19 protein-coding genes are annotated in these 23,245 nt (G+C 60.1%); 12 read left to right on the top strand and 7 right to left on the bottom strand.

From position 1 onward, the window contains the following. The first annotated feature begins 208 nt into the window (after window positions 1-208). The 6 genes from A5645_RS12725 (at window position 209) to A5645_RS12750 (ending at window position 5,704) form a co-directional block, all read left to right on the top strand. The gene (locus tag A5645_RS12725; RefSeq protein WP_065129734.1) at window positions 209-2,557 is read left to right on the top strand and encodes a CaiB/BaiF CoA transferase family protein; all 2,349 of its coding nucleotides are present in this window, start codon (window positions 209-211) and stop codon (window positions 2,555-2,557) included. 5 nt (window positions 2,558-2,562) lie between these two features. Beyond that, on the top strand, window positions 2,563-2,763 hold the full coding sequence (locus A5645_RS12730; protein ID WP_065035593.1) for a ferredoxin: 201 nt from the start codon (window positions 2,563-2,565) through the stop codon (window positions 2,761-2,763). Continuing rightward, window positions 2,760-3,875, top strand: coding sequence for an NDMA-dependent alcohol dehydrogenase (locus A5645_RS12735; RefSeq protein WP_065129735.1), 1,116 nt, complete (start codon window positions 2,760-2,762; stop codon window positions 3,873-3,875). Before A5645_RS12730 ends, A5645_RS12735 begins: the two co-directional genes overlap by 4 nt. A gap of 76 nt (window positions 3,876-3,951) precedes the next feature. Further along, entirely contained in the window at window positions 3,952-4,365 is a 414-nt protein-coding gene (locus A5645_RS12740) for a limonene-1,2-epoxide hydrolase family protein (protein ID WP_065129736.1), read from the top strand. A 40-nt stretch (window positions 4,366-4,405) separates the two neighbouring features. Then, window positions 4,406-4,801, top strand: a complete 396-nt coding sequence (locus A5645_RS12745; RefSeq protein ID WP_065129783.1) for a nitroreductase family deazaflavin-dependent oxidoreductase — start codon at window positions 4,406-4,408, stop codon at window positions 4,799-4,801. Window positions 4,802-4,984: 183 nt separating this feature from the next. After that, the gene (locus A5645_RS12750) at window positions 4,985-5,704 is read left to right on the top strand and encodes a hypothetical protein (protein WP_065129737.1); all 720 of its coding nucleotides are present in this window, start codon (window positions 4,985-4,987) and stop codon (window positions 5,702-5,704) included. Between the two features lie 193 nt (window positions 5,705-5,897). Here the strand turns inward: A5645_RS12750 and A5645_RS12755 are convergent, their stop codons facing one another. The 3 genes from A5645_RS12755 to A5645_RS12765 are packed head-to-tail and all read right to left on the bottom strand — an operon-like array spanning window position 5,898 to window position 9,625. Continuing rightward, window positions 5,898-8,066 carry a xanthine dehydrogenase family protein molybdopterin-binding subunit gene (locus tag A5645_RS12755; protein WP_065129738.1) on the bottom strand — a complete coding sequence of 723 codons (2,169 nt, stop codon included), beginning with the start codon at window positions 8,064-8,066 and terminating at the stop codon, window positions 5,898-5,900. Further along, on the bottom strand, window positions 8,063-9,040 hold the full coding sequence (locus A5645_RS12760; RefSeq protein WP_065129739.1) for an FAD binding domain-containing protein: 978 nt from the start codon (window positions 9,038-9,040) through the stop codon (window positions 8,063-8,065). Before A5645_RS12760 ends, A5645_RS12755 begins: the two co-directional genes overlap by 4 nt. 3 nt (window positions 9,041-9,043) lie before the next feature. Further along, window positions 9,044-9,625 (bottom strand): (2Fe-2S)-binding protein, encoded by a 582-nt coding sequence (locus A5645_RS12765; RefSeq protein WP_172830528.1) that lies wholly within the window; start codon window positions 9,623-9,625, stop codon window positions 9,044-9,046. Between the two features lie 1,481 nt (window positions 9,626-11,106). Here A5645_RS12765 and A5645_RS28350 point away from each other — a divergent pair. From A5645_RS28350 to A5645_RS12785, 4 genes are all read left to right on the top strand, one after another. Next, window positions 11,107-12,039: a toll/interleukin-1 receptor domain-containing protein gene (locus A5645_RS28350; RefSeq protein WP_216638307.1), complete on the top strand. Its 933-nt coding sequence runs from the start codon at window positions 11,107-11,109 to the stop codon at window positions 12,037-12,039. A gap of 840 nt (window positions 12,040-12,879) precedes the next feature. Next, the gene (locus tag A5645_RS12775; RefSeq protein WP_065129741.1) at window positions 12,880-13,848 is read left to right on the top strand and encodes a nucleoside triphosphate pyrophosphohydrolase family protein; all 969 of its coding nucleotides are present in this window, start codon (window positions 12,880-12,882) and stop codon (window positions 13,846-13,848) included. 43 nt (window positions 13,849-13,891) lie between these two features. Further along, window positions 13,892-14,860, top strand: a complete 969-nt coding sequence (locus A5645_RS12780; protein WP_065129742.1) for a class I SAM-dependent methyltransferase — start codon at window positions 13,892-13,894, stop codon at window positions 14,858-14,860. A gap of 20 nt (window positions 14,861-14,880) precedes the next feature. Next, window positions 14,881-15,894, top strand: coding sequence for a nucleotide kinase domain-containing protein (locus tag A5645_RS12785; protein WP_065129743.1), 1,014 nt, complete (start codon window positions 14,881-14,883; stop codon window positions 15,892-15,894). Between the two features lie 29 nt (window positions 15,895-15,923). Here the strand turns inward: A5645_RS12785 and A5645_RS12790 are convergent, their stop codons facing one another. The 3 genes from A5645_RS12790 to A5645_RS27085 all read right to left on the bottom strand — a co-directional run bounded on the left by A5645_RS12790 (window position 15,924) and on the right by A5645_RS27085 (window position 17,622). Beyond that, window positions 15,924-16,322: a MazG nucleotide pyrophosphohydrolase domain-containing protein gene (locus A5645_RS12790; RefSeq protein WP_065129744.1), complete on the bottom strand. Its 399-nt coding sequence runs from the start codon at window positions 16,320-16,322 to the stop codon at window positions 15,924-15,926. Between the two features lie 212 nt (window positions 16,323-16,534). Next, window positions 16,535-17,140: an Nmad2 family putative nucleotide modification protein gene (locus A5645_RS28160; RefSeq protein WP_081288319.1), complete on the bottom strand. Its 606-nt coding sequence runs from the start codon at window positions 17,138-17,140 to the stop codon at window positions 16,535-16,537. A 14-nt stretch (window positions 17,141-17,154) separates the two neighbouring features. Then, a complete protein-coding gene (locus A5645_RS27085) occupies window positions 17,155-17,622 on the bottom strand; it encodes a TIR domain-containing protein (RefSeq protein ID WP_081288320.1) in 468 nt (155 codons plus the stop codon). A 194-nt stretch (window positions 17,623-17,816) separates the two neighbouring features. On the opposite strand from A5645_RS27085, the gene A5645_RS27090 reads away from it, so the two are divergent. Both A5645_RS27090 and A5645_RS29290 read left to right on the top strand, forming a co-directional pair. After that, complete coding sequence (locus A5645_RS27090) at window positions 17,817-19,037, top strand: toll/interleukin-1 receptor domain-containing protein (protein WP_253866977.1); 1,221 nt, start codon at window positions 17,817-17,819, stop codon at window positions 19,035-19,037. Beyond that, window positions 19,034-19,873: a hypothetical protein gene (locus tag A5645_RS29290; RefSeq protein ID WP_172830529.1), complete on the top strand. Its 840-nt coding sequence runs from the start codon at window positions 19,034-19,036 to the stop codon at window positions 19,871-19,873. The genes A5645_RS27090 and A5645_RS29290 overlap by 4 nt, the downstream gene beginning before the upstream one ends. Window positions 19,874-20,068: 195 nt before the next feature. Here A5645_RS29290 and mobF read toward each other — a convergent pair whose 3' ends face one another. Beyond that, window positions 20,069-22,873 carry a MobF family relaxase gene (gene mobF / locus A5645_RS12800; protein ID WP_065129746.1) on the bottom strand — a complete coding sequence of 935 codons (2,805 nt, stop codon included), beginning with the start codon at window positions 22,871-22,873 and terminating at the stop codon, window positions 20,069-20,071. Window positions 22,874-23,245: the final 372 nt, after the last annotated feature.

A 23,245-nucleotide genomic window follows, 5' to 3' on the forward strand; every position in this document is an offset into this window, starting at 1 on the left:
CCCAACGGCTCAACCGGGGCCAGAGTTATCGAGTCGCACTTGACACGTCAGCTTTCCCGTCGCTAGCGTCGTTGCCAGCCAAGCCGCAGCCATGCGGATGTAGAACACCCTGCTCGATCGGCACGAGCCTGAGGACAGGAAGTGGCGTGTGTGCACTCATCGGGGTGGGTAACTCACTTCAGCAGACATTGACACGGAAAGCCGCACGATGATCGCCCTGCGTGGAGTTCGTGTCGTCGAGTGGGCGACGGAAATTTCGGGCCCGTACTGCACCAAGTTGTTCGCCGACCTCGGAGCGGAGGTCATCAAGATCGAAGCCCCAGGCGGGGATCCGTTCCGCCGCAGAACGTTTGGCGCTCAAAGCGATGCCGGCGCGCTGTTCAAATTCTTGAACGCCGGCAAGCGTTCGGTCGTCGGCACTTCGCTGGCCGACCTGGAGCCTCTGATCGATTCCGCCGATGTGTTCGTCGATTCACTAGGCCCCGGCGCACTCGACCGCGAGGCCCTCCTACGGCGAGCGCCACACCTGGTGATCGTGGCGCTCACTCCTTACGGGTTGACCGGACCGTACCGGGACCGACCCTCGACGGAATTCACGATCCAGGCCGAGAGCGGGACCCTGGCGTTGCGAGGCCGTCCGGACCAACCGCCCATTCAAGCCGGCGGCCGCGTCTTCGAATGGGTCATGGCCAGCTACGCCGCCGTCGCGGCGCTTAGCGCATTGCGGAAAGCTCAACTCGGCGGCGCGGGCGAAATCGTCGACTGCTCATTGCTGGAAGCGTGTCACGTCAGCGCCAGCGGATTCGCGGACCTCTACCACGAGTTGGCCGGTCGTCCCCCGTTGATTGTGCCGGCGCGACAGGTTGAAATCCCTTCCATTGAACCAACGGCGGACGGATGGGTGGGCTTCAATACCAATACCCGCCAGCAATTCGAGTCATTCCTCGCGATGATAGGCCGATTGGACATACTCGACGATGATCCGGCGTGGGCCCTCGCCACGACCCGGTGGGAACGGCGGGACGAGTGGAATCGGATTGTGCGGGAATGGACGACGCAACGTTCCACAGGCGAGATCGTCGCGTTGGCCTCGGATCTGCGGATCCCCGTCTCACCCGTCAACAATGGCCAGACCGTCTTGGATCACCCGCAGTTCGCGGTGCGCGGCGTCTGGGGCACGTATGCCGACGGCAGCTTCACCCACCCGTTGGCGCCCTACCGGATCGATGGCCGACGACCCGCCCCCGCCGCCGGTGCTCCTTCAGTTGGGGAAATGGTGAAAGGATCCGCCCACAACAGGATTACGACCGCAGCCGACTGTGCACCTGGGCTTCCGCTGGCGGGCGTACGAATTATCGACGCGACAGCATGGTGGGCGGGCCCCTCCTCCACCCACATTCTCGCCGCGCTCGGCGCCGATGTCATTCACTTGGAGTCGACAGACCACCCTGACGGCGCACGGATGGCGGCCGCGGCGTTCGCCAATCAGCCTCAGTGGTGGGAGCGGTCGGGGATGTACCTGGCGACCAACGCCAACAAGCGAGGGCTGACCCTCGACCTGTCCTCACCCGAAGGACGGGAGCTGTTGTTCGGACTCGTCGAATGCTCGGACATTCTGGTTGAGAACTTTTCGCCCCGCGTCTTCGACAATTTCGCCATCACGTGGGAGGCCGTCAGTGAGCGCAACCCTCGACTATTGATGGTCCGTATGCCGGCGTTCGGGCTTGATGGACCGTGGCGCAATAACGTGGGTTTCGCGCAAACGATGGAGCAGATGACCGGAATGGCGTGGGTGACTGGTCACGAGTACGACCAGCCGCGCATCCCCAGAGGCCCGTGTGACCCACTGGCAGGAATGCACTCCGCATTCGCCATGTTGGCAGGACTCCGGCGACGCGACGAAACCGGCCGAGGGTCGCTAATCGAAGTATCGATGGTTGAGTCTGCGCTGAACGCCGCCGGAGAGCAGGTTGTTGAATTCACCGCCTACGGGAATTTGATATCGCGATTGGGAAACCGCAGCCGTGACGCCGCCCCACAAGGGCTCTATCCATGCGCGGGAACCGAACGATGGCTGGCGATCTCGGTCACTACGGACGAGCAGTGGCGCCTACTCAAGTCGGCTCTGCGCGAACCGGATTGGTCAAACGACCCCGCGTTGGACACTCATGACGGGCGTGTGCGGGCACATGATGTGATCGATAAGCACCTCGAGCAATGGGCTGCCCAACACGATTCCGCTGCCGCGGCACAGTTGCTCATCGAAAATGGTGTTCCCGCTGCGGATTTAGCAGACGCCAGGGTCGGTTCGATGCACCCTCAGCTGGCGGCACGGGGCTTCTTCGAAAGCCTTGACCATCCGATCGTGGGACGGCATCACGTGCCGGCGATTCCGTTCAGGTACCGCAGCGTTCAGACGTGGTATCGGTCGGCAGCGCCGACCTTAGGGCAGGACAACGCGAGCATCCTGGGCGACCTACTGGGCCTCGACGCCGCATCGATTGCCGCGCTCACCGAAAAAGGAGTCATCGGGACCAAGCCAGGCGGATTGGACTAGACAACGTGAAACTACATGTCGACAGGGAAACGTGCCAAGGCCACAGCCGTTGTTACGCGGCGTATCCCGAAATGTTCGACATCGACGACGAAGGGACCGCCTTCGTGATGATGGAAGATATCCCGTCCGGGTGGGAAACCCGGGCGCACAACGCAATCGCGAACTGCCCGGAGCGTGCCATACATATCCTCGAGGAGTCGCCATGAAGACCAACGGAGCAGTTCTGTGGGGGCTGAACGAGAGATGGTCGGTGGAAGAGATCGAACTCGATCCGCCACAGCAAGGCGAGCTACTCGTCGAGTTCGAAGCCACCGGTCTATGCCACTCCGACCACCACATCCGCACCGGCGACATGTTCGGGGTGAGTTTCCCCTTGATAGGCGGGCACGAAGGTGCAGGCGTCGTTCAGGAAGTTGGTCCGGGAGTCCGCGATATAGCGGTGGGAGACCACGTGGTCACGTCGTTCCTGCCGGCGTGCGGCCGCTGCCGCTGGTGCGCCACGGGCCGCCAAAACCTCTGTGATTACGGGGCGATCATCCTCGCGGGGGTTCAGGCCGACGGCACCTTCCGGCGCCGGGCCAGAGGACGGGGCATCGGAGCGCTCTCGGGCGTCGGCAGTTTCGCGCAGTGGGGTGTGTTGTCGGAGGCATCCGTCGTCAAGATCGACAACGATGTACCGCTGTCGCGCGTATGTCTTCTCGGTTGCGGCATCACCACCGGCTGGGGTTCGGCCGTGAACACCGCCAATGTCAGTCCCGGCGACGTGGTTCTCGTGGTCGGCTGCGGAGGGATCGGCAGCGGTGCCATTCAGGGCGCGCGGCTGGCAGGAGCGGAGCATATCGTCGTGGTGGATATCGAACCGAGCAAGCGCGACAAAGCGTTTCAGTTCGGGGCCACGCACTTTGCCACCTCGATGGAGGAAGCAACCCAGTTAGTTGGTGAGATCACGCGCGGGGTCATGGCCGACTCGGCCATCCTCACGCCTGGTGTGCTCGAAGGCGCGATGATCAACGACGCGCTCAACGCGGTGCGGAAGGGCGGTGCCGTGGTGGCCACGGCCCTGGCATCGATGTCCGACGTGACGCCGACGCTGCCGCTGACGTTGTTCACGCTGTTCCAGAAACGTCTGCTGGGCAGCCTGTACGGCGAAGCCAACCCGCGGGCCGACATCCCGCGACTGATCAGGCTTTATAAAAGCGGAAAGCTATTGCTCGACGAAGCCGTAACCACCGAGTACAAGCTCGACGACATCAATGAGGCCTACGACGACATGCTCGCAGGCCGCAACATTCGGGGGGTGATCATCCACGAGCACTGATGTGTCGAGGGGCAGATCCGCATCATGTCCAGCCCGCGGAGGTTATTCACCTACTCGCAGTGAAGGGATTCATTTCATGTCTTCGCCAGCCGATATCGTCCGCCACTTCTGCGCTTTGATGGAGCATCGGGACGCCGAAGCGCTGCGTCCCCTCCTCGCCGAAGGGGCCGTTTATCAGAACGTGGGAATGCCTGCCTTCACCGGCCCGGACGCCATCGTGGAGAACTTGGCGGCCCAGTTCGCTATGTTCCCGGACGCCTACGCCTTCGAGATCGTGAACCTCGCCAGCGAGGGTTCCGTGGTGCTCACCGAACGCCTGGACTACATCCAGACTCCCGATGGACGCAAGCCGGCCATCCCCGTGATGGGGACCTTCGTGGTCGATGGCGACGGGAGGATCGCACGCTGGACCGACTACTTCGACCTGAATCTGACAATCAAGTTGCTTCAAGGCGAGGACATCAGCGCCCTGGTTCCCGCGCCCGCTTGATTTAGGACATCTGCAGGTTGGTCGTGAACAAGGGGGAATGATGCGGGTGCCAAGGGCCGTCGCCAAATTCAATCGCGGAGTCATCAATCCGGCGGCTCGGTCGCTCACCCCGTGGCTTCCAGGCCTATGCACACTCGAACATGTCGGACGAAAATCGGGCAGGCGTTTTCGAACGCCGCTGTTGGTCTTTCCCACCGCCGACGGCTTCGTCGTCCTCATCGGGTACGGGCTGCATTCGGACTGGGTGAAGAATGTATTCGCCGGTGGACAAGCGGCGCTGCACAAGCGCGGCAAAAGGATTGCGCTGGCCAATCCCCGTCTCCTGAGTAAGGCTGAGGCCGCAACGCTCGTCACCGGGCCATCCGGTGTCTTCTACCGCCTTTTTCCGTACAACGAAGCGGCGATGGTGTTGACCAAGATCGATTCAACGCGGTGACTTCGGGATCACAACCACCCAGTCCAGCCACGATATTGGCGATGTGTCCGAGTTCCACCGGACCTCCGCGACTTGCCCGCTTGCTCACTGATAAGGGCGGTCCGCAGTGTGGACTGACATTCGACTGAGCGCGCGGAATGCATTCGCCGGTACGGAATCGACACTGAGCCATACACTTGCCGCGTGAACATCACCGAGCTCTTTGTCGGCGTAGCAAAAGCCCCTGTCCGGGCCGGCGTCAAAGTGGCGGACGCCGGACTCGCCGCGGCGTCCATGGCGCTCGGGGCGGTAAAGCAATCGTTGGGCGAGGACGCCCCGAAGACGGTGGACCCACTGACCGATCTATTTCCGCTGCGCGGCGCAATCGTAGGCGCGAACCGAGTTGCCGAATTAACCGAAAACGACAGGGCGATGGGCCGCGCTCTTGTCCGCGGCGGGCCGGCAGACAAGCTGATGCGTCCGGGCGGGGTAATCGATATGTTGGATGCGCCCGGTGGGTTGCTCGATCGGGTAACCGCTGGAAGTAGCTCCTCGCTCGAGCGGATCCTGGCGCCCGGCGGGCTCGTGGACCGACTGCTTGCGGAGGACGGGCCGCTGGAGCGGATGTTCGCCGAGGACGGCATCATCGAGCGGATGTTCGTTGAGGACGGCATCATCGACAAGCTGCTGGCAAAGAATGGGCCGCTTGAACAACTCACCGAAGCCGCCGAAATCCTGAGCCGGCTGCAGCCCGCCGTGGAGAGGTTGACGCCGACCGCCGACACCCTCGAATCTGCCGTCGATACTCTCAACAGGATGGTCAACTCGCTGAGCGGGATCATCGACCGCCTTCCACGTCGGCGGTCGACTCGGCCGGCTGTGCGCGCGAAGCGCACCGTAGACCAGGATGCCGTCGATGAGTGAGCTGACCGGCCACTGACCCCGGCATATCCGGAGGTTGCCCTATTGCTGCAGGTCGGCTAGTGCGATCCCCGGGATTGGCGGGCCGGACAGACCGCAATTCCGGGGGTTGGCTCCGCAGCGCTTCGCGTATCACCTTCTGCTGCAGAGTGATTGGGGTTACAGCGCGCCGACTGCTGTCGTCTCCCTGAACCGGTCACAGCAGTTGCTCGACCTTGATGGGTAGGTCGGTGACGCGCTTACCCGTGGCGTTGAACACCGCGTTGGCGATCGCGGCCGGCACCCCGACAATCACCAACTCCCCAAGCCCCTTTACCCCGATTGGGTCGGCAATAGGGTCCTCAACGGCCAAGAAGTCCGCGTTCAGCGCCGGGACATCGGCGTTGACCGGCACCAGATAATCGGCCATGTTCGCGTTGACAATGCGACCATCACGATGATCGAGCAGCGTTGCCTCCAGCAACGCCATCCCGATTCCGCCGACCATGCCTCCGATTGCTTGGCTGTGGGCCAGTTTGGGGTTGATCACCCGGCCAGCGTCATAGCAGGCGTGAATCCGTCTGATCCTGACGGTGGGCAGCAACGGGTCGACCGCGACTTCGGCAAACACCGCCCCGTAGGCGTACATCGAGTAGCGCTTATCGGCATCGTCGGGTGTCCAGGTCTGTTCGGAGTCCAGCGCGCCCCAGCGGCGTCGCCTCAACAGTTCCTGGTATGTCTCACCCCGCTCAGCTGCGTCGGTCGCCGACATGCGCCCGCCGGTGACGGCAACATCACCTGGGTTCAGCCCGTGCAGGGGCGACCCCGGATCAGTAACCGCAACACGAATAAACTTGTCTCGCAACATGTTCGCCGCAACGAATACCGCCGATCCGACGCTGGCCATGGTACGCGAACCGGAGTGCGACGGCGCGGGCGGCAACGTGCTGTCCCCAAGACGGAACCGCACTCGGTTCAACGGCAAGCCCAAGGCATCTGCCGCCACCTGCGTCATCGAAGTGTAGGTACCGGGACCCATGTCGCTGGTGCCACTGAGGATCTCAGCAGTGCCGTTAGCCAGAACCGTTGCCTTGGCGGCGCATTCAGAGCGCTGCGTGTGATAAGCGGCTGCGGCCATACCGATACCGATGAGCTGATCGCCGTCCCTGATTGCCCCGGGTGTGGCATTGCGCCGCGACCACCCGAAGCTGGTCGCGCCCTGGTGCAGACAGTCGGTGAGCCGGCGCGTGGAGAACGGTTTTCCGTTCATCTGATCGGCTTCAGGTTCATTGCGTAACCGCAACTCAATAGGGTCGATCTGCAGCCGGTGCGCGAGATCGTCCATCGCGGACTCCAGCGCAAACGTGCCACTTACCGCGCCCGGACCTCTCATGTACGTGGGCAGATTGACATCCAGGGGCACCACCCGATACGTCGAGCGCATATTAGGGACGCGGTAGAGGAACCTTGGATTGCCGACCAAACCGTCTTCGTAACTGCCGTATTTAGCTGTCTCCGTGCGTCCTTCGTGCACCATCGCCGTCAGGGTGCCGGAATGGTCGGCACCGATGGCGAACCGCTGACGACTGGTGGGTCGGTAGCCGATGCCGCTGTACATCTGCTTGCGGGTGATGACCAGCTTGATCGGATGGCCGATCCTGCGCGCGGCGTAGGCGGCCAACAGTTGGTGCGGCCAGGTCTGTCCGGCGCTGCCGAACGCACCGCCGACGAACGGAGAGATCACCCGCACGTGGTCGGGCGGAATACCCAGCGCGGTGGCGTAGGCCTGGCGCGCCGAGCTGATGCTTTGCACCTTGTCCCACACCGTCAGCTGGTCGCCGTCCCAGCGGGCGATGGTGGACGGTAGTTCCATCGGGTTGTGGTTGTTGCGGGCGATGCTGAATCCGAGGTCGGTGACGACCGCGGCGCGACGCAGAGCCGCGTCGGCGTCGCCACGGGCATAGTCGTGGTTGTTGCGCCCGGGCTGCGGAACAGCTTCTACCGCATCGATACTCGTCACAGAGGACTCTGTCGAGTACTGGATTTTCACCGACGACGCCGCGTGCGCCGCCGCTTCCACAGTGCTGCATACCACGACCGCGACCGGTTGACCGAAGAACGCGGACCGCGTTGGATCGAACGGCAGCTTGATCCCGCTGAAATCCGTGAGTACCGCCAGCACATCCGGTGCCCGGCGCGCGTCAGCGGCGTGCACCCTGACGGCGACGCCGCCGGCGGCCGTGCTGCACACTATCGCCGCGTAAACCAACCCGGGCACCTGATGGTCGGCCGCGTAGGTCGCCTTTCCAGTCACCTTGAGCTCGCCGTCCACACGACTGACGGGCTGGCCGGTGACTGGCAACGCGCGTGGCAGCGGATAGTTCATGGCAGCGCCGCTACTAGCGTCAGTTGGCGTTCGACCGTGCGCTTAAGCAGTTCCACCTTGAACCCGTTCTCTCGCAACGGGTATGCACCGTCAGCGGCGAGTTCGGCCGCCTTGCGGAAGGTAGCCGCGTCTGGACGTTGCCCGCGCAGCGCTGCCTCCACCGCGGGCAGCCGCCATGGCACGGTGCCGACGCCTCCGGCCGCGACCCGCGCGCTGCGGATGGCGACCGGACCGATGTCCAACGCGACTGCAGCCGAAGTGAGCGCGAACTCGAAGGATTGGCGGTCGCGCACCTTCAGATATCCGCAGCGGCGTACCTCCGGTCCGAGCGGCACCTCGACCGCGACTACCAGCTCGCCGGGCCGCAGGGTGGTTTCACGCTGAGGCTCATCTGCGGGCTTGGCGTACAAGTCGGCCAGCGCGATGCGCCGTTCGCCGGCGGTGTCGCGGGCCAGCACAACGGCGTCAAGAGCAAGCAGGGCCACCGCAAGGTCCGACGGGTGGGTGGCGATGCAGGAGCTGCTGGTGCCTAGAATCGCATGCGTGCGGTTGCGTCCGTCGATTGCCGCGCAGCCGGCACCAGGAGTACGTCTGTTGCAGGGTGCTGAAATGTCCCGGAAGTACAGGCATCTGGTGCGCTGCAACAGATTTCCGCCGATGCTGGCCATGTTTCGCAGCTGCGCCGACGCGCTGAGTTCCAGAGCTTGCGATATCACCGGAACACGCTGACGTATTTCCGGGTGAGCGGCAAGATCGGACATCCGTACCAACGACCCGATACGAATCATCCCGGGTTGAACGTGAATCTCGGTGTAGGGCAACGCGTTGATGTCGACCAGGGCATGGGGCCGCTCCACGGCTTCGCGCATCAGGTCGACAAGTGTGGTGCCTCCGGCGATATAGCGGGCACCGGCCGCACCGGCCCGCAATGCCGACTGCTCGTCGCTGGCCTTGGTATAGCGAAACGGGTCCACGGGCTATAGGTTCCGGGCCGCTGCAGCGACGGCGTTGACGATGTTGGTGTAGGCGCCACAACGACAAATGTTGCCGCTCATCCATTCTCGTATTTCGGCAGGCGAGCCGGTATGCCCTTCGGCAATGCAACCCAAGGCAGACATGATCTGGCCTGGCGTGCAATAGCCGCATTGCAGCGCATCCTCGCTAATGAAAGCCTCCTGCAGCGGATGCAAGTCGGTGGCGTCGGCCAGGCCTTCGATGGTGGTGATTCGCGCCCCGTCGTGCATGACCGCGAGCGTCAGGCAGGAATTGATCCGGCGACCATCGACCAGGACCGTGCAGGCGCCGCACGCGCCTTGATCGCACCCTTTCTTGGTCCCGGTCAGTCCTGCCCGCTCCCGCAACATGTCAAGAAGCGAGGTGCGGTTGTCCACGGCGATCTCGCGAATTTCGCCGTTGAGGTGAACCCGTACCACCATTGCGGTTTGGGTCTCGAGGTGCGCGCGGTCTTCGACGCCGGGGCCTGCTGCGACGGCTCCTCCCACAGCCAAAGACGCCCCGACGAACGTCCTGCGGCTGATTTCGGAACTGGTGTCCCCCACTTGTTCGAGTGTAGAACGCGTCGTGGGGTGAGCGCGCGGACGTTCTGCTTGCCGCGACTACCTCCAGAGGTGCCCCGCAATGCGCAAGAAGTTAGTGGGGCGGCCGGGCTAAAGCCCGCGACTAATGGCCTGCGAGTCGTGAGCCCGCTCGCGGGCAACCAGCGAAAGCTAGCTGGGGGTTAGCCGACCGGCCGTTTTCACCGAGTCCGCCCACGGTCCGCCACCACCTTGCTCCGGCGAGTACCGGGGGCAACGGCGGGTCCGGCGGCGCCCGCGGCATTGGATCGCCAAACGGCCAGGATGGCGGCAAGGAAGCCGACGGAACCGCCGGCACGCACGGGTAAGCCGCCGCCAGATGCAAGGTCGGCTCCCTCGGCAAGCGTAGTTAGCTGCTGCGCGCGACAGTCTTGACCCGTTCATCGCCGGTGAAGAACCGCATCGGGCCAACCAGGTGTGCAGCGTCTGGCACGACACCCCCGACTTCTCGGCGGACTGACTGATCGCCGAGCCATCGGTATTCACAGCCATCACGGCCCGATACCGCCGCTCGGCCACGGTTGACTCCCTCATCAAGGGAGTGTCAAGCATCAGCCGAAACACTGTCAGGCATCAGCCGACGCAATACACAACAAAAGTGGGGCGGGCGGGGCTCGAACCCGCGACCAACGGATTACCGGACGGCCAATCTCGCCATTTCGCGATATTGCGCAAATATTCTGTGCCGCAATGGATTAGCCGTATCGGCGGCCCGGTCAAGACCGGGCAGATCTCGTCTTTTCTCAGTCATTCGCGATGAATAAGCGATGACTGCTGCGGCCACCTTACCCACTGTCGCAGCGGCCGTATCGCCGGCGAGAACCTATCCGCATCGCCGGCAGGGTAGGGGATGAGGACACAGAGGTCGTTCGGCATCGCGCATAGCGTGTGGTCCCGGACTAATGTGGGGGGCAGGTGCCGCCAGGATCGTCAACGTCGCCCAGGCGAAAACCAGCCGCGTAGCGGTGGCACGAGCGCCCTTAGCTCAGCGCGTACGCGGTCAAGGGCAGCCCCAACAGCGCGTCACCGGGGTCGAGGCGTTCGAAAAGGATCGCGGCGCCTTCAATGTCATCCATACCGCCGTTAGCCTATTCAAACCGTCCAACCGGACCGCAGATCATATGGTCCGCCGCAGTAGCGGCCGAGAATAACTGCGCGGACCGCTTCAACCTGCTTGGTGAGGCCGACGTCGCAGGTCATACCTGGCGACGTAGTCCTCGATTGCGAGACGAACAACTTGCGAAGTCGTACATTGTAGCGACTCCGCGATTGATTTTAGGTGGCCGTATACTTCGTCTGACAGTCTTGCTTGCACATGCATGGTGATAATTCTAGGCAGAGGTGAATGGGTGGGGCAAATGCTAGTACGAATCCTCTCAGATGAGACACTAATTACTGGACGTTGGCAACAACTAGCACGATCACTGTCGGGTTTACTTAACAATGTGACTTTCGAAGCCATACAGCGGCCCGTGCGAATAAGCGCACGACAGATCGAGTATCCCACCAGTTACAACTCTCTCACGCCTTCTTTGCTGGAGGTCTCGAGTGGCGCTGACCTCACAATGATAGTTACAGCCAAGCCGTACGATAACAATTATTTCTACCAATCCCCATATCTCGACGACGGTAGACAAATGAGTATTTGTAGCTACAGCGGGTGGAATGACCTGACAAACTTACCCGTTGAGAACGGCGTTGCCTATTTTATCGCGCAACATATCACATTCCAACTTGGCGAGTTCGACCAGCATCAACTCGTTACCGGATGTATCAATGATTTCAACGGAACGAAAACCGCTGTAGACACCGGCATGCGTTCAGCATATATTTGTGCTCGATGCCTGACGAAAGTGGTCGCAGGCAATCCGCTAGTCGCGGATCTCCGACTGCTTTTGGACGCTATCTCAATGTCGTCTCGACTAAACTTGAATATTATTGACCATCTGCCCCAGATGCTAGAAACCGGCGATAAGATGTTCGATGTCTTTCTGTGTCATAACTCGTCCGATAAGCCGCAAGTGCGCAAAATTCGGGATCGCTTACGAGAGCTATCGATACGCACCTGGATGGATGAGGACCAGTTGCGCCCCGGTCTTTCGTGGCGCGTGGAGCTTGAGAAGGCGATACCTCGGGTTTCGAGCGCCGCGGTCTTTGTCGGCGATGCTGGGACAGGGCCGTGGCAAGATCCCGAAATTAGTGCCCTACTCTTAGAGTTCGCTAGCCGCAGCTGCCCCGTGATACCAGTGATCCTCCCCGACGCAAAAGAAATACCAACCTTACCGCTGTTTCTGCGAACCCTTACTTGGGTCGACTTTCGCGACCAGACCCACGATGCAATGGACAGACTCGTATGGGGGATCACTGGGCAACGTTGAGCACAGTCGCTGGGGTTGAGCCGATAGACTTCGAAGTCCATTCTGCACCAATGGTTGTGCATCATTGCGTACCTTCTGTCCAGATCCTGCACAATCGTTCTGTGCCGCAACGGATTAGCCATCTCGACGATGCCGCCTAACCTCGCAGATCTGAACTTGCTCAATAGTTTGCACTGAATAACCGATGACGGCTACGCCGCCTTTACTGGCCTCAAAGACTTACTGCGCCTTGGCAGAGGCCTGGGCCGAGGCCAGAAGAGTGCTGCGCACGATGAACATTCACCTTGGCTTCATTCGCTCCGCCACCACCGCGTTGGCCGCTCGGTCGCCCCGCCGAGCGGGCCCGCGCCGATAGGTAGAGGAGCTGCGACCGTGGCCTCACCCTTGTGGCCGCGGCGACCCTACGGCGAGGTTCCCGCGAAGTGCATGACGAGGCACACCAGAGCCATTTCGAGCAATTTGTGCCGCGGGTTCCAGCCGGGACCCTCTGTAGGACCGTCGTGAGGGTGCCCAGTGGTGGGCCTGGCGTCCAACACCGACCAGTTGCCGAATTGCGTGCGGACAGACCGTCGCAGCCCATCAAGCCGATCCGAGTCTAGTGCGGCGCCTCAACCTTGCTCGATTGATGCCCGCGGGTGTAGTACTGATCAGCGACGGAGAGCCATTCCATAGTTCCAGCGGTTGGCATTGGCAGGGCCACGGCAAGCCTCGACGTCGTTGTCAACGGATTGCCATATCCTCAAGGCGACGGGAGCCGAGCGCAACGCTCGACGAACCATCCCACGGAGGAGAATAAGGTTCGCAACAACAACCGGTCGGAACACGAACCTAGGCGGAGTTTTGGATCTCAGTGAGTATCAGCAAAAAGCGAACGAAACCAGCCTGCTGCCCTTGGGGGGTCCCGTCGCCGCAATCCAACCACTTCTCGGCCTAGCCTACGAGAGCGGCTCAATTCTCAACGTTTTCATGCGTTACATGCGCGATAACATCGATCTCAAGGAGAATATTGAGCAACTGAAGGAAGAGCTTGGCGATCTTCTCTGGTACGCCGCAGCAGTTGCGACCGCCGCCGGCCTAGATTTGGGTGAGATAGCGGACGCGAACCTCGAACGCGCTCGAGATAGGTACATGCTTCGAGGCGAGGAGCCTGACTTAAGCACCCTTGAGGTGTATGACGAAAGTTTTCCCGAGCGTGAGCGGTTTCCGCGAAGGTTACAATTTGATTTTATGGAGACTGAACGGGATGGCGCTCCGTTGGCGATCATGAGACTAACTTTTGCTGACCCCAATCATTTCCCGGAGGGCCCAGTCACTGACACGAATGAAAAAATTGCGGGTTTCAAGGTCGGCGAGAATCTCGGAGATGCGTTAACCGATAATGCTCGAATAGCCGACGGCTATCGCTATCATGATGCCATTCATTTTGGCTTCATGGCAGTACTCGGATGGTCGCCCAACACCCGCTCGCTGTTGAAGCTAAAACGCCGCTCGGATGCCACCGTCGATGAATGTGAAGATGGGGCACGAGCCATCTTTGCAGAGGAAGGGCTGGCGACAATCCTGTCTCGCCTTGCGACTCGCCGCATGGGTTTCCTAACCGAAACAACAGTCGATGGCGAGACAGTCGAGCTCGCGAAGGCGGCAACGAGTAGCTTCGAAGTATCTTCTGCGCCTGCCTGGTTATGGCGACGTGCGATATCGAGTGGCTTCCGTGCTATGCGCAACCTCATCGACCATAAGGGAGGGTCTTTGATCGCGGATCTTGACGCGCGTACACTGATATATTCGAAAATTCCGTTGCTCTCATGAGCTTATTAGTATCCGAAACTCGAATCGAAAAGATGTATTACCCATGAACGAAGTTGATTTCGACAAATTGATCGAAGACTTAGAAGACCAACTCTTGTCGGGCGCAACGCGCGTCGCGATCTTAGGCCTGACGCCTGACACTCTGAAAATCTATCGGCACCTGAGAGCATCTGAGATTTCCGACGTCATAGACGGCGTCTACGTGCCCCATGCTGACCTTAAACCGACCTATTCAGTACCGTTTAATGTAAGGCCGCTAGATGAGATCGGTTTGGTCGAATATGACATCATCGTTGTCGCCGCCGATGAAGATAAAGAGGAACTACTTATCGGCGCGCTGGAATATATTAAAGGTGCACCAAAGGTGATAGTTTCAGGCTACGGACACCTAAACTATAGGGACTCTACCTATAAGAAAGTTCTTGCCGATCTGCTCGTGCCCTCCCTGGCGAACGGGTACCCGAACACATTGATTCACCTCTATGAGTGTCTCGTTAACGCATCGCGCCTAAATCTAGAAGGTGTGGTTGCTGAATTTGGAGTATTCAAAGGCGGCACAACGATGTTCTTGTCGAAGGTTGTTGAGTTGCTCGGGAAAGACTGGCCAGTGATCGGGTTTGACTCATTCGATGGCTTTCCACCACGTCGAAGCCCACTCGATATGTACGATCATCCCGATTGTGAGTTCAGTGATCAGCAGGCGGTCGCGGCGTATTTGAGCGGCCGCAATGTTCAACTCATTTCTGGCGATATCGTTGATTCCGCACCGATACTGAGCCAATACGACGTGGTTCTTGCCTTCATTGATACTGACAACTACACTTCCGCGCTCGCAGCCATAGATGCCGCAAGGGATAGGGTCGTCGTAGGCGGTGCAATAGTATTTGACCACTTCACTGGAGTCGATAAATTTCGCTACACACTGGGTGAGCGGATCGCAGCTCAATCTCTGCTGCAGGATTCGAGATATTTCAATTTGCACGGAACCGGCGTGTTCACTCGACAGCGCTAATAGCTTACGGAGGATCAAACGTGCGACGCCCTATTCCGCGACCTGGCGTTTACGAACTATACTGGAAATTCGCTTTTGAAAGACAGAAGGCTTTCGAACTCCGATTTTTGCGGGAAGAGCCTCCGTGGTCCTCCGATCCGATTATCGGCGAGTACAAGTTTTGCAACGTCTTCCGTGCGGCCGACCGAGTCAGTCAGTATCTGATCCGCGAGATCTGCTACGACGACCGCGAATGTACTTTTAGTGATCGGCTTTTTCAAATCGTAGCATTCCGACTCTTCAGCAAGATCTCAACATGGGAGGTAGCCAAAGATTATCTCGGTCGGCAGCCTACGATAGATGATCTGAATCTCGACCGCTTCAGTGCTGCCTTGGCCATGGCGAGAGCCCGAAATGGCACAATATATACCGGCGCATTCATTCTGTGCGCGAATGATGCCTACAAACAACCGTCCAAATATCTTAATCACGTGGCGCTGTTAAAGCATATGTTTGTCGATGACCAACTGGCTACGGAAATCCTGCGTTGCCGATCGCTCGAGCAACTATACCAAAAGCTTCGACAGTTTCCATTAATCGGCGACTTCATGGCTTATCAGATTGCGATTGACCTGAACTACAGCGATATAGTCAACTTTGATGAAGATGATTTTGTCCAGCCTGGTCCTGGTGCGTTGCGGGGTATTAAGAAATGCTTTCTGAGTGCCGGTGGCATGAGTCCGTCGGAAATCATCATGTGGATGGTGGACCACCAAGAGCAAGAGTTTGAAAGGCTAGGCTTGAAGTTTTTCGGCCTTTGGGGCCGACGCAGATTGCATGCGATAGATTGCCAGGGTCTTTTTTGTGAGACTGACAAGTACTGTCGGGTCGCAGCCCCTCAACTCGAGAGCACTCGAAAGCGCATTAAGGCGAGGTTTGTCCCTCAAAATAGTCCGATTTCGTTTTTCTTTCCGCCTAAGTGGGAAGTTAACGACGCGATCTACGCAGCGAGACCTGCTGTTGTGATGTCAAATGCGTCGCCGATGACGCTGTAACGGTATTGCCGCGGTGTCTATCGTCGAAATCAGGCAATCAGTGCGTGCATACGTGCATCCAAGGTGTTCATCTTCGAGCGCAGCGCAGACGTTGCATCGATCTTCATGACATGACTAATAACGACTGCACAGATGATGACGTCGGCGATCTCGGCTTCGATCGCCGCATGGTCAAAAAACTTGCCTGGTCTTTGATGTTTGAGGTGGCCGAGGATCGCCGCGTGGAGCTCGCCAACCTCCTCAGTTAGCTTCGCGGCCTGGGACAGAAGGAAGAGATCGCTGGATTCGGGGACCTCGATCAACGTGGCGACTGCATCAGCGTGTTTTGAAGCCCACCCGGCGAGGTCCCGCACCATGAGCTCCTGGCGAACCTCGGTAGCGCTAGCCACAGAGGTCGGTTGGTGTTGTTCCTGGTAGCTCGCGGTCATGCAATGTCCCTTCCCCGGACTCGTCACGTCGCAGTGACCTTAAACTACGCAGATTGTTAATCGCACTGTTGACAAGTGACTCACTTCTGTGGACAAGCCCCATACCGAAGTCCGACGCCCTGTTAGTTATTGGCCCTCATCGCGTGGTCGGAGGTCGGATTGGTCAGGAAGGCGGCTGTGCATAATGGAGTGCCGAATTACATATTTGTAATTTACCGAGGTGGCCAATCGCAGGGCCGGCCAAGTACGCCAGTACCGATCGTCTTAAGCCACCCTATCGCTGAGTCGACTAATGAATCGGGGAAATTGCACCGATGGAAAGATCGGTCATGGACAATATCCGTCCCATGGGAAGTGCGCAATTCCTCAGGAATAAGAGGCGCCTGATCACCGAAGTAGACAAATTGCTGGGCAATCAGTACCTTGTCGCTCCTCGTGTCACGTGAGATATGTCCGGGATTCGGAGCGCCATCCGCAAAGCTATGGCGCGAGTCAGCTTGTATCCACTCACCCTCACTGCCCCGGTGGTAGATGTTGTCACCGAATGCATGCTTAAAGCTTGCGCGCATGTTTGGGATCTTTCTGATAAATCTTGAATCGGTCCAGTATTCATCAAAGGTGAGGATCTCGTCTACATGCATCGCATAGACGAGATGACCATGAAGACCTTTAGCTTTCGATCCCGTACCTAGTATCCAATCGCCCACTTGGGCCTTGGCTCTAATCTCTTGCTTGCAAGTCGCAAGCGTGCAGAAGCCATGAAATGGATTCGGCGCAAAACCGACGTCGTAACGAAGGACATAACTATAAAGTCGCAATGTCTACTGGGTTATCAACACTTAGCACGGGGAATAGACCGTGCTGCCGGGACTGATCCATCGGGTGTTTCCCAGCGATCTGCGCCGTTGAGAGCATCTATAATTGCCTGACCGTTCCAACCAACAACTGCGTCAGCGAATTCCTCGAGGCCGCTCGGAAGGTCGCACTGAGCCGCCCCGGGTGCCCAGACACCAATGATCCGTTTATCGGGAAATCTATTTGCGTACTCAATCTCCCAGTCTACCCATTCGTGGTTCTTCGTATCCGGCGAAACCAGGACAATTATCTTGCCAGATCGCTGAATTCTGTCCGCGAGAATAGACTTGATGTACGACTCGGAATTAGCGCCGTTCGGGTTCGAACTATTAACCGACGAGTCATGGATCTCACAGCCATGACGTGCAAGAAGGTCCCGGAGCTGACTCAGAAAACGATCATCTTCGTGCCGATGGCTTATGAATACGTTATGTAAAGCCGACATTTCGACCCTCCATGTGGTTCGTCGGGCGGCGGCGACTCGCAGCGTCGCCACTCATTGGGGCAAGCCAATTTGCCGGTGCGACTGGCCCCTCCGACCGGGGCTGACATCCGTCCCCGGTTCACCCTTGACCTTACCTCTGCGGTCCGACAACCGCGGTTACCGAAGCGCTGCTCCGGCCTCGTAGTCTCGTGGGTATGGCCGTTCCCCCGATTCTCGACGTGTTTGTGGTATGGCATCCGGAGGATCCGGTGGGTGGGATCGTTCTCGAACAGTTGACGAAGCATTTCCACAGTCCTGCATTCGCTGGCCTGGCTGGCGGCGCTGTCGAGGTTTATGGCAGATCAGTCGGGTGGGAGGGCCCGGGGGCTGCGCCGCGACCATTGGGCATTGAGGAGGCCCTCACTGGCATCCTCCCAAGAGCGCAGTTCAACGCGATAGTCCCACTTGTCAGCACGCCGATGGCACGCGCCTACCGTGATGAGCCGTCCTGGATGGCGTACATCGACCGACTGGTGACGCTGCACTCGTCGGAAGGCGTTGGCGTCTATCCTCTGCGGGCTCCCAACTCGGAGATCACCGGCTCGCTGCTAGCCGGCTGTCTGGCCTCGATTCAAGCTTTGCCGAGGGAATGCGCTGGAAATGCGGGAGTGCTCGGGAGAGAAGTGAGCCAAGCGATTGCACAACGTGTCGGGGTTGGTGACGGCCTTAAGGACCGTATCCGCGTATTTGTTAGCCACACGAAGCACGACTCTCTCGAAGAGGCGGACCAGGATGGACCAGCCTTGTTCGAAGCTGTCCGGCAAGTCATCGCAGGAACACGGCTGGCAACTTTCTTCGACGCGCAGGATTTACAGTCTGGCGCGGACTGGGAACTTGAGCTCGATGAGAATGCAGCGAACTGCGCGCTCCTGATGGTCCGCACCGATAGGTACTCGTCGCGTGAATGGACTCAGAGAGAAGTGCTAGCGGCAAAGCGGCACGATGTGCCGATTGTGGAAATGTATGCACTTACCCAGGGGGAAGAGCGTGGTTCGTTTTTGATGGATCATGTGCCTTCCGTTCCGTGTGACACAAAGCAGCCGAACGGTGACATCGAACTTGCACTAAATCGCCTTGTCGACGAAGCCCTGAAACGAGCGCTCTGGTTGGCTCAAACCATGTACCTTCACGAAGATGGCTTCGATTGGACTCCGGTTCATTCGCCAGAACCCGTGACACTTGCTCCCTGGCTCGAAGTCCACAAACGTGAGCAGCCTGAAGACAACCATGTTTGGATTATCCACCCGGATCCGCCACTAGGACCAAAAGAACGCGAAGTAGTAACTGCGCTGTGCTCGCTTGCCGGCTTCACTAAGAATGTCGATGTTCTGACGCCACGAACATTCGCGGCCAGGGGTGGGAGGCTGGCAAAATGACAGATCTAACACTGGTACCGGAGGATGCACTGGCAGGGCATCGAGTTGCTCTGTCTGTATCAGAGAGTGCAGACCTGACCAGGCTCGGTCTAACAAAGATGCATCTCGACTTGGTCGTCGCGGAACTCGCACGTGCTGTACTGCTTAGCGGCGGGGTTGTCGCCTACGGCGGCCGACTTCGTCCTGCCGGCTTTACCCAAGTCATAATGAGTGAGGTCCGACGCTATGGAGATGGGCGGCACGCGCTGGATCTTTACGTTCCAGAACCAGAGCATCGGAACATGGCTCTGGATGACCTGCGTGCTATCGATGCACGCTTGGGCACGTCCGGCCGCTTAAATCTCTTGTCGTTCGATGGAGAAGTTCTATCTATTTCCGATATTGGCGAATTTGCGGGGCCGCCTGACACGACCGATGACGCGATTGCATTGTCGGCTATGCGCCGGAAAGTCTGTCAGACAGCTGATGCCAGGATCGTAGTAGGCGGGAAGTTATCGGATTACGCCGGCTCGGAGCCGGGAGTGATTGAGGAGGTTCGGCTTACGCTTGAAGCTCGCAAACCCGTTTACGTGTCGGGCGGATTTGGTGGCGCTGCGGCCGCCGTTGCTCGTGTGCTTGGATATGACGACTTTGAGTGGGCTCCTTCGGGATTTCCTTCCGGAGTAGAGGCACCAGGGGTAAGTGAGGCGCTAGAACGCCTTGGCAACACTTTCATGTCATGCCAGATAGAAGACGGCCTAACTTCGGAGGAGCGACAGATCCTTGCCGTAAGCCATCGGCCCGGGGACATCGCCTCTCTAGCCGTTCGCGGCATGGCACGAGCCGCAGAGTCGTAGGGATAGAACGAAATCGCTGAACGGCTCGAACTGCGCATACAACTTGAACTGCTGACGCAGACAAGCAGATTCTGGCGGCTGTGGGAATCTGGCTGTACGCGTCACTTAATGCCCAGATATCGGGTGCCAAAGAACTCCATTCGCATTTTGCATAGCTGTGACCCTACGGCGGCAGCTATTTTGGTTATCGGCGGCTCATAGACTTGTCTCGTAGCCGACCTCCTTACTTTGGCTCAGATCTGTGTGCTCGTCGATAGTGCGGTCGTCACTGATGTTGCTTCCTGCGACAGCCTCGCGCCATCGTTGGTGACGGGTATTTCTATGCTGAATAGCGTCGGCGTGCCGGCGCAGAAGGTTGCGCACGGGCTCGGGTAACGCTGAACCGCCAGCGTCTTGTGCGATGCGGTAAGCCGTGCGGGGTTGCTCGTCGTGGTTAGCGATGAGAGAGCGGGCCAATTGTGCGGCCTCTCGCGCGGTGCCGCGCCGCAGGATGTGAACACCGTCGGGTTGGCTGTGCTCGCTTTCGCCGGCGATCCGCTCGTGCAGGTAGGCGGTGTTGTTGTCGCGGCCGCGGGTCAGGGCGACGTAAAGCAGTGCGCGGGTGGTGTTTTCGCCCAGTACGGCGTGCGTGGTGTCGGCGGTGATACCCTGCGCGGAGTGCACTGTGGTTGCGTAGCCGTAGGTGATGTGCTCACGCAGGTAGTCCCCTGTGAATGCGGCGCGGGCGCCATCGTGCAGGCGGCGCGCGGCGATGCGGTTGTTCTTGGGGTCCACGGCGTAGATGCGCCAGCGGTTTCCGTTGCGCACCGGGTCCGCTTGCTTTCTGCTGTTGGTGGCGTTGAAGACGCCGAGGGTGGGGTCGTTGCGACGGCTGATGATCAGGTCACCGACCGCGATGCGGTGCCCGCGCGCCGCGGTGACGGTGGGCTGCTCGGCGCCGATGGTGTCGCGGTGGATGCGGTGATTGAGGGCATCGGTCATCTCGGTGGTGTCACATAGCAGCAGGGAGTTCTTGCCGGCGGCGACGTCGTGCTGGTAGGCGGCCAGGGCGTCAGCGGCCATGACGATGGCATCCCCGGTGTGCAGCCGGTCGTGGGTGCTGTACCAGTCGACCGCGCGGCGCACCGGTGCCGGCCCACCATCGCGCAAGGCCAGCGAGGCGCTGCGCTCCTCGGGATCGCGCATGCGCCAGACTTCGGACAGTTTCTGGCTCCAGGGCAGGTCGGCGCACAGTTGGGCGAACATGCCGCCGCGGGCCTTGACCGGGGCCAACTGGTGGGCATCACCGACGAGCACGGCCTTAGTCTTGGCTGTGGTGGTGGCCTTGAGCAGCCGCCACAGATCGTCGGTGCCGACCATAGCGGCTTCATCGACCACAACTAGGTCGAAAGGCCCCAAGGTGAGGGTGCCGCTGTCCAGTTCGCGCAGGGCTTTGGCGACGGTGCAGCCGACATCGCCGGCGCCCTCCCGGACGGCGACATCCACGGCGGCACCGGTCGGGGCCAGAACGAAAACGCGGGCCCCGTGGCTGTGGCGCGCCATGGCCGCCAGGGCCCGCAGCGAGGTGGTCTTGCCCGCACCCGCCGCGGCACTGAGCGGCTGGACCAACCAGGGTGAGACGGCGATATTCTCCACGGCGCGTTTCTGATCCGGCGACAACCCCTCGGTATCGCTTTGCGTCACCCACATTTCCGAGCGGGGATCTTGCGCGTCGACCAGATCCAACACGGCGGCTTCTTCGGCCAAGATGCGGTCGAGTGTGAACCGTTCGTGGCCCTCGCGCTGATGGGGTTGCCGCGGCGTGCTGAGCCGGATCCCGATCTCGTCGACGGCATCCTCGACGAGTTCGCGTGGGCTCTGTTCGGTGTCGACGGGCAGTTGTGCGCCGACAATCTCCACGAGGTCTGCGCGGGTAAACGCGGCTTTCTCGATCTGCTCGGCGGCCGCGGCCAGGCGGCGCCGATCAAACGGCCGCCGTGACGCCTCCCGACGGGCTTGTCGCGCCTGCCGTCGGGCCGCGTCATCGAGGCGCAGTCCGCGTTCATCGGTACGCCAGCCGTCGCGCAGTACGGCGAACGAAAGCTGTTCGGGTTTGCTAGGGCGGGTGGCTTTTTGGGCGGCGCCCAGTTGTGCCGGCGAAAGTTGTTCGCCGTCGGCGAGGGTGAGTTTTCCGGCCGCCCACTCACGCAACTGGGTCGAACGTTGGGACCATGCGGTGACGCTCTCGGGCGCGATGCCTGCGACTTCGGCCATGCCGGTGCCGGCATCCACCGGCAGCCACTCAACACCCAGAGACTGGTGGAGTTCGCGGCGCAGTGTCGCTTGATAGATGACCCCGGCGGCTTTGGCTTCGTGATACAGCGACGTGCCATCAGTCGACACCAGCTGGCCGTCGGCGCGGGCTTGGCGGTTGGGGACGATGACGTGGGTGTGCAGGTGCGGATCGCCCGCACGTGAGGTCTCGTGCTGGTAGGCGATCGCCGCCAGTCCGGGCAGTCGCAGAAGGTCTTTCTCACCCGTGGCCGGGTTGTGTACGCGGGTGTATCCAGCGTGCGCTGCAAGGTATTCCATGGCCTCTGAAATGGATGTCGCATGTGCGGCAGTGATGGCTTTGTCGGCCACGTCGCCGGCTCGAATCGCGCGGATCAGCGACACACTCTTCGGGGCGCAGAAGGTTAGATCGAAGCCGTGCACACCGCGGTTGCCGAAGGCTCGTCCGCACGCTCCGTTGGGCGTCTCGCCGTCGTCGAGCCAGCGCTGCACAACATCCGGATCAGCCGTCCCGCCGGCGCGCTCAATATCGGTGAGACCAACGAGTTTAGCCACAGCATGGGTATCGCCAGCGCACAGCCACACCGGGATGCGGGTGTCGTGCTCGGCGTAGTACTCCCCCAGCCCGCCACCGGCGCGCTGGACATCGGCGGCGGCCGCGCCGGCGGCACGGGCGGTGTCGTTGTAGTAGTTGATCGACCACCGCGACAGCTTCGCAATCGTCAACACATCGCACCGCCCCGAGCGTTGAAACCGCCTGGCGCACAACCGCGGCGGTAGCACACCATGTGTGTGCTACCGCCAATGTCGCACACCGGTGTGCAAATGTGCCATAGCCATTGAGGGGTTTCTGAATTTGGTTGCTGTGCAACAAAAGACGGTCGGAACGAGTGAGAGTAAATAAGAATCTTTGGGAAAAGTGTTGAGCCATAGTGTGTCTGCCACAATCCCGATGAACAACGGAGCGAGGAGGCGGGCGTTGCGTAGCCGGGTGCACCCCGGAAAGCGGTGCACGTCGCGTCGGCGACCACGCGCCGCGGCCGAAGCGCACGCTCTCTGACTCTGGCCGTGGCATAACCCCCAGGCAGGGCAGATGATGTA

The sequence above is a fragment of the Mycobacterium asiaticum genome (assembly GCF_001673635.1).
Taxonomy (GTDB): domain Bacteria; phylum Actinomycetota; class Actinomycetes; order Mycobacteriales; family Mycobacteriaceae; genus Mycobacterium; species Mycobacterium asiaticum_C.

Coding starts and splice junctions, on each gene's coding strand:
- A5645_RS12725 (WP_065129734.1), top strand. CDS start 209: ATGATCGCCCTGCGTGGAGTTCGTGTCGTCGAGTGGGCGACGGAAATT.
- A5645_RS12735 (WP_065129735.1), top strand. CDS start 2,760: ATGAAGACCAACGGAGCAGTTCTGTGGGGGCTGAACGAGAGATGGTCG.
- A5645_RS12740 (WP_065129736.1), top strand. CDS start 3,952: ATGTCTTCGCCAGCCGATATCGTCCGCCACTTCTGCGCTTTGATGGAG.
- A5645_RS12745 (WP_065129783.1), top strand. CDS start 4,406: ATGCGGGTGCCAAGGGCCGTCGCCAAATTCAATCGCGGAGTCATCAAT.
- A5645_RS12755 (WP_065129738.1), bottom strand. CDS start 8,066: ATGAACTATCCGCTGCCACGCGCGTTGCCAGTCACCGGCCAGCCCGTC.
- A5645_RS12780 (WP_065129742.1), top strand. CDS start 13,892: ATGAACGAAGTTGATTTCGACAAATTGATCGAAGACTTAGAAGACCAA.
- A5645_RS12790 (WP_065129744.1), bottom strand. CDS start 16,322: ATGACCGCGAGCTACCAGGAACAACACCAACCGACCTCTGTGGCTAGC.
- A5645_RS27085 (WP_081288320.1), bottom strand. CDS start 17,622: ATGTCGGCTTTACATAACGTATTCATAAGCCATCGGCACGAAGATGAT.
- A5645_RS27090 (WP_253866977.1), top strand. CDS start 17,817: ATGGCCGTTCCCCCGATTCTCGACGTGTTTGTGGTATGGCATCCGGAG.
- A5645_RS29290 (WP_172830529.1), top strand. CDS start 19,034: ATGACAGATCTAACACTGGTACCGGAGGATGCACTGGCAGGGCATCGA.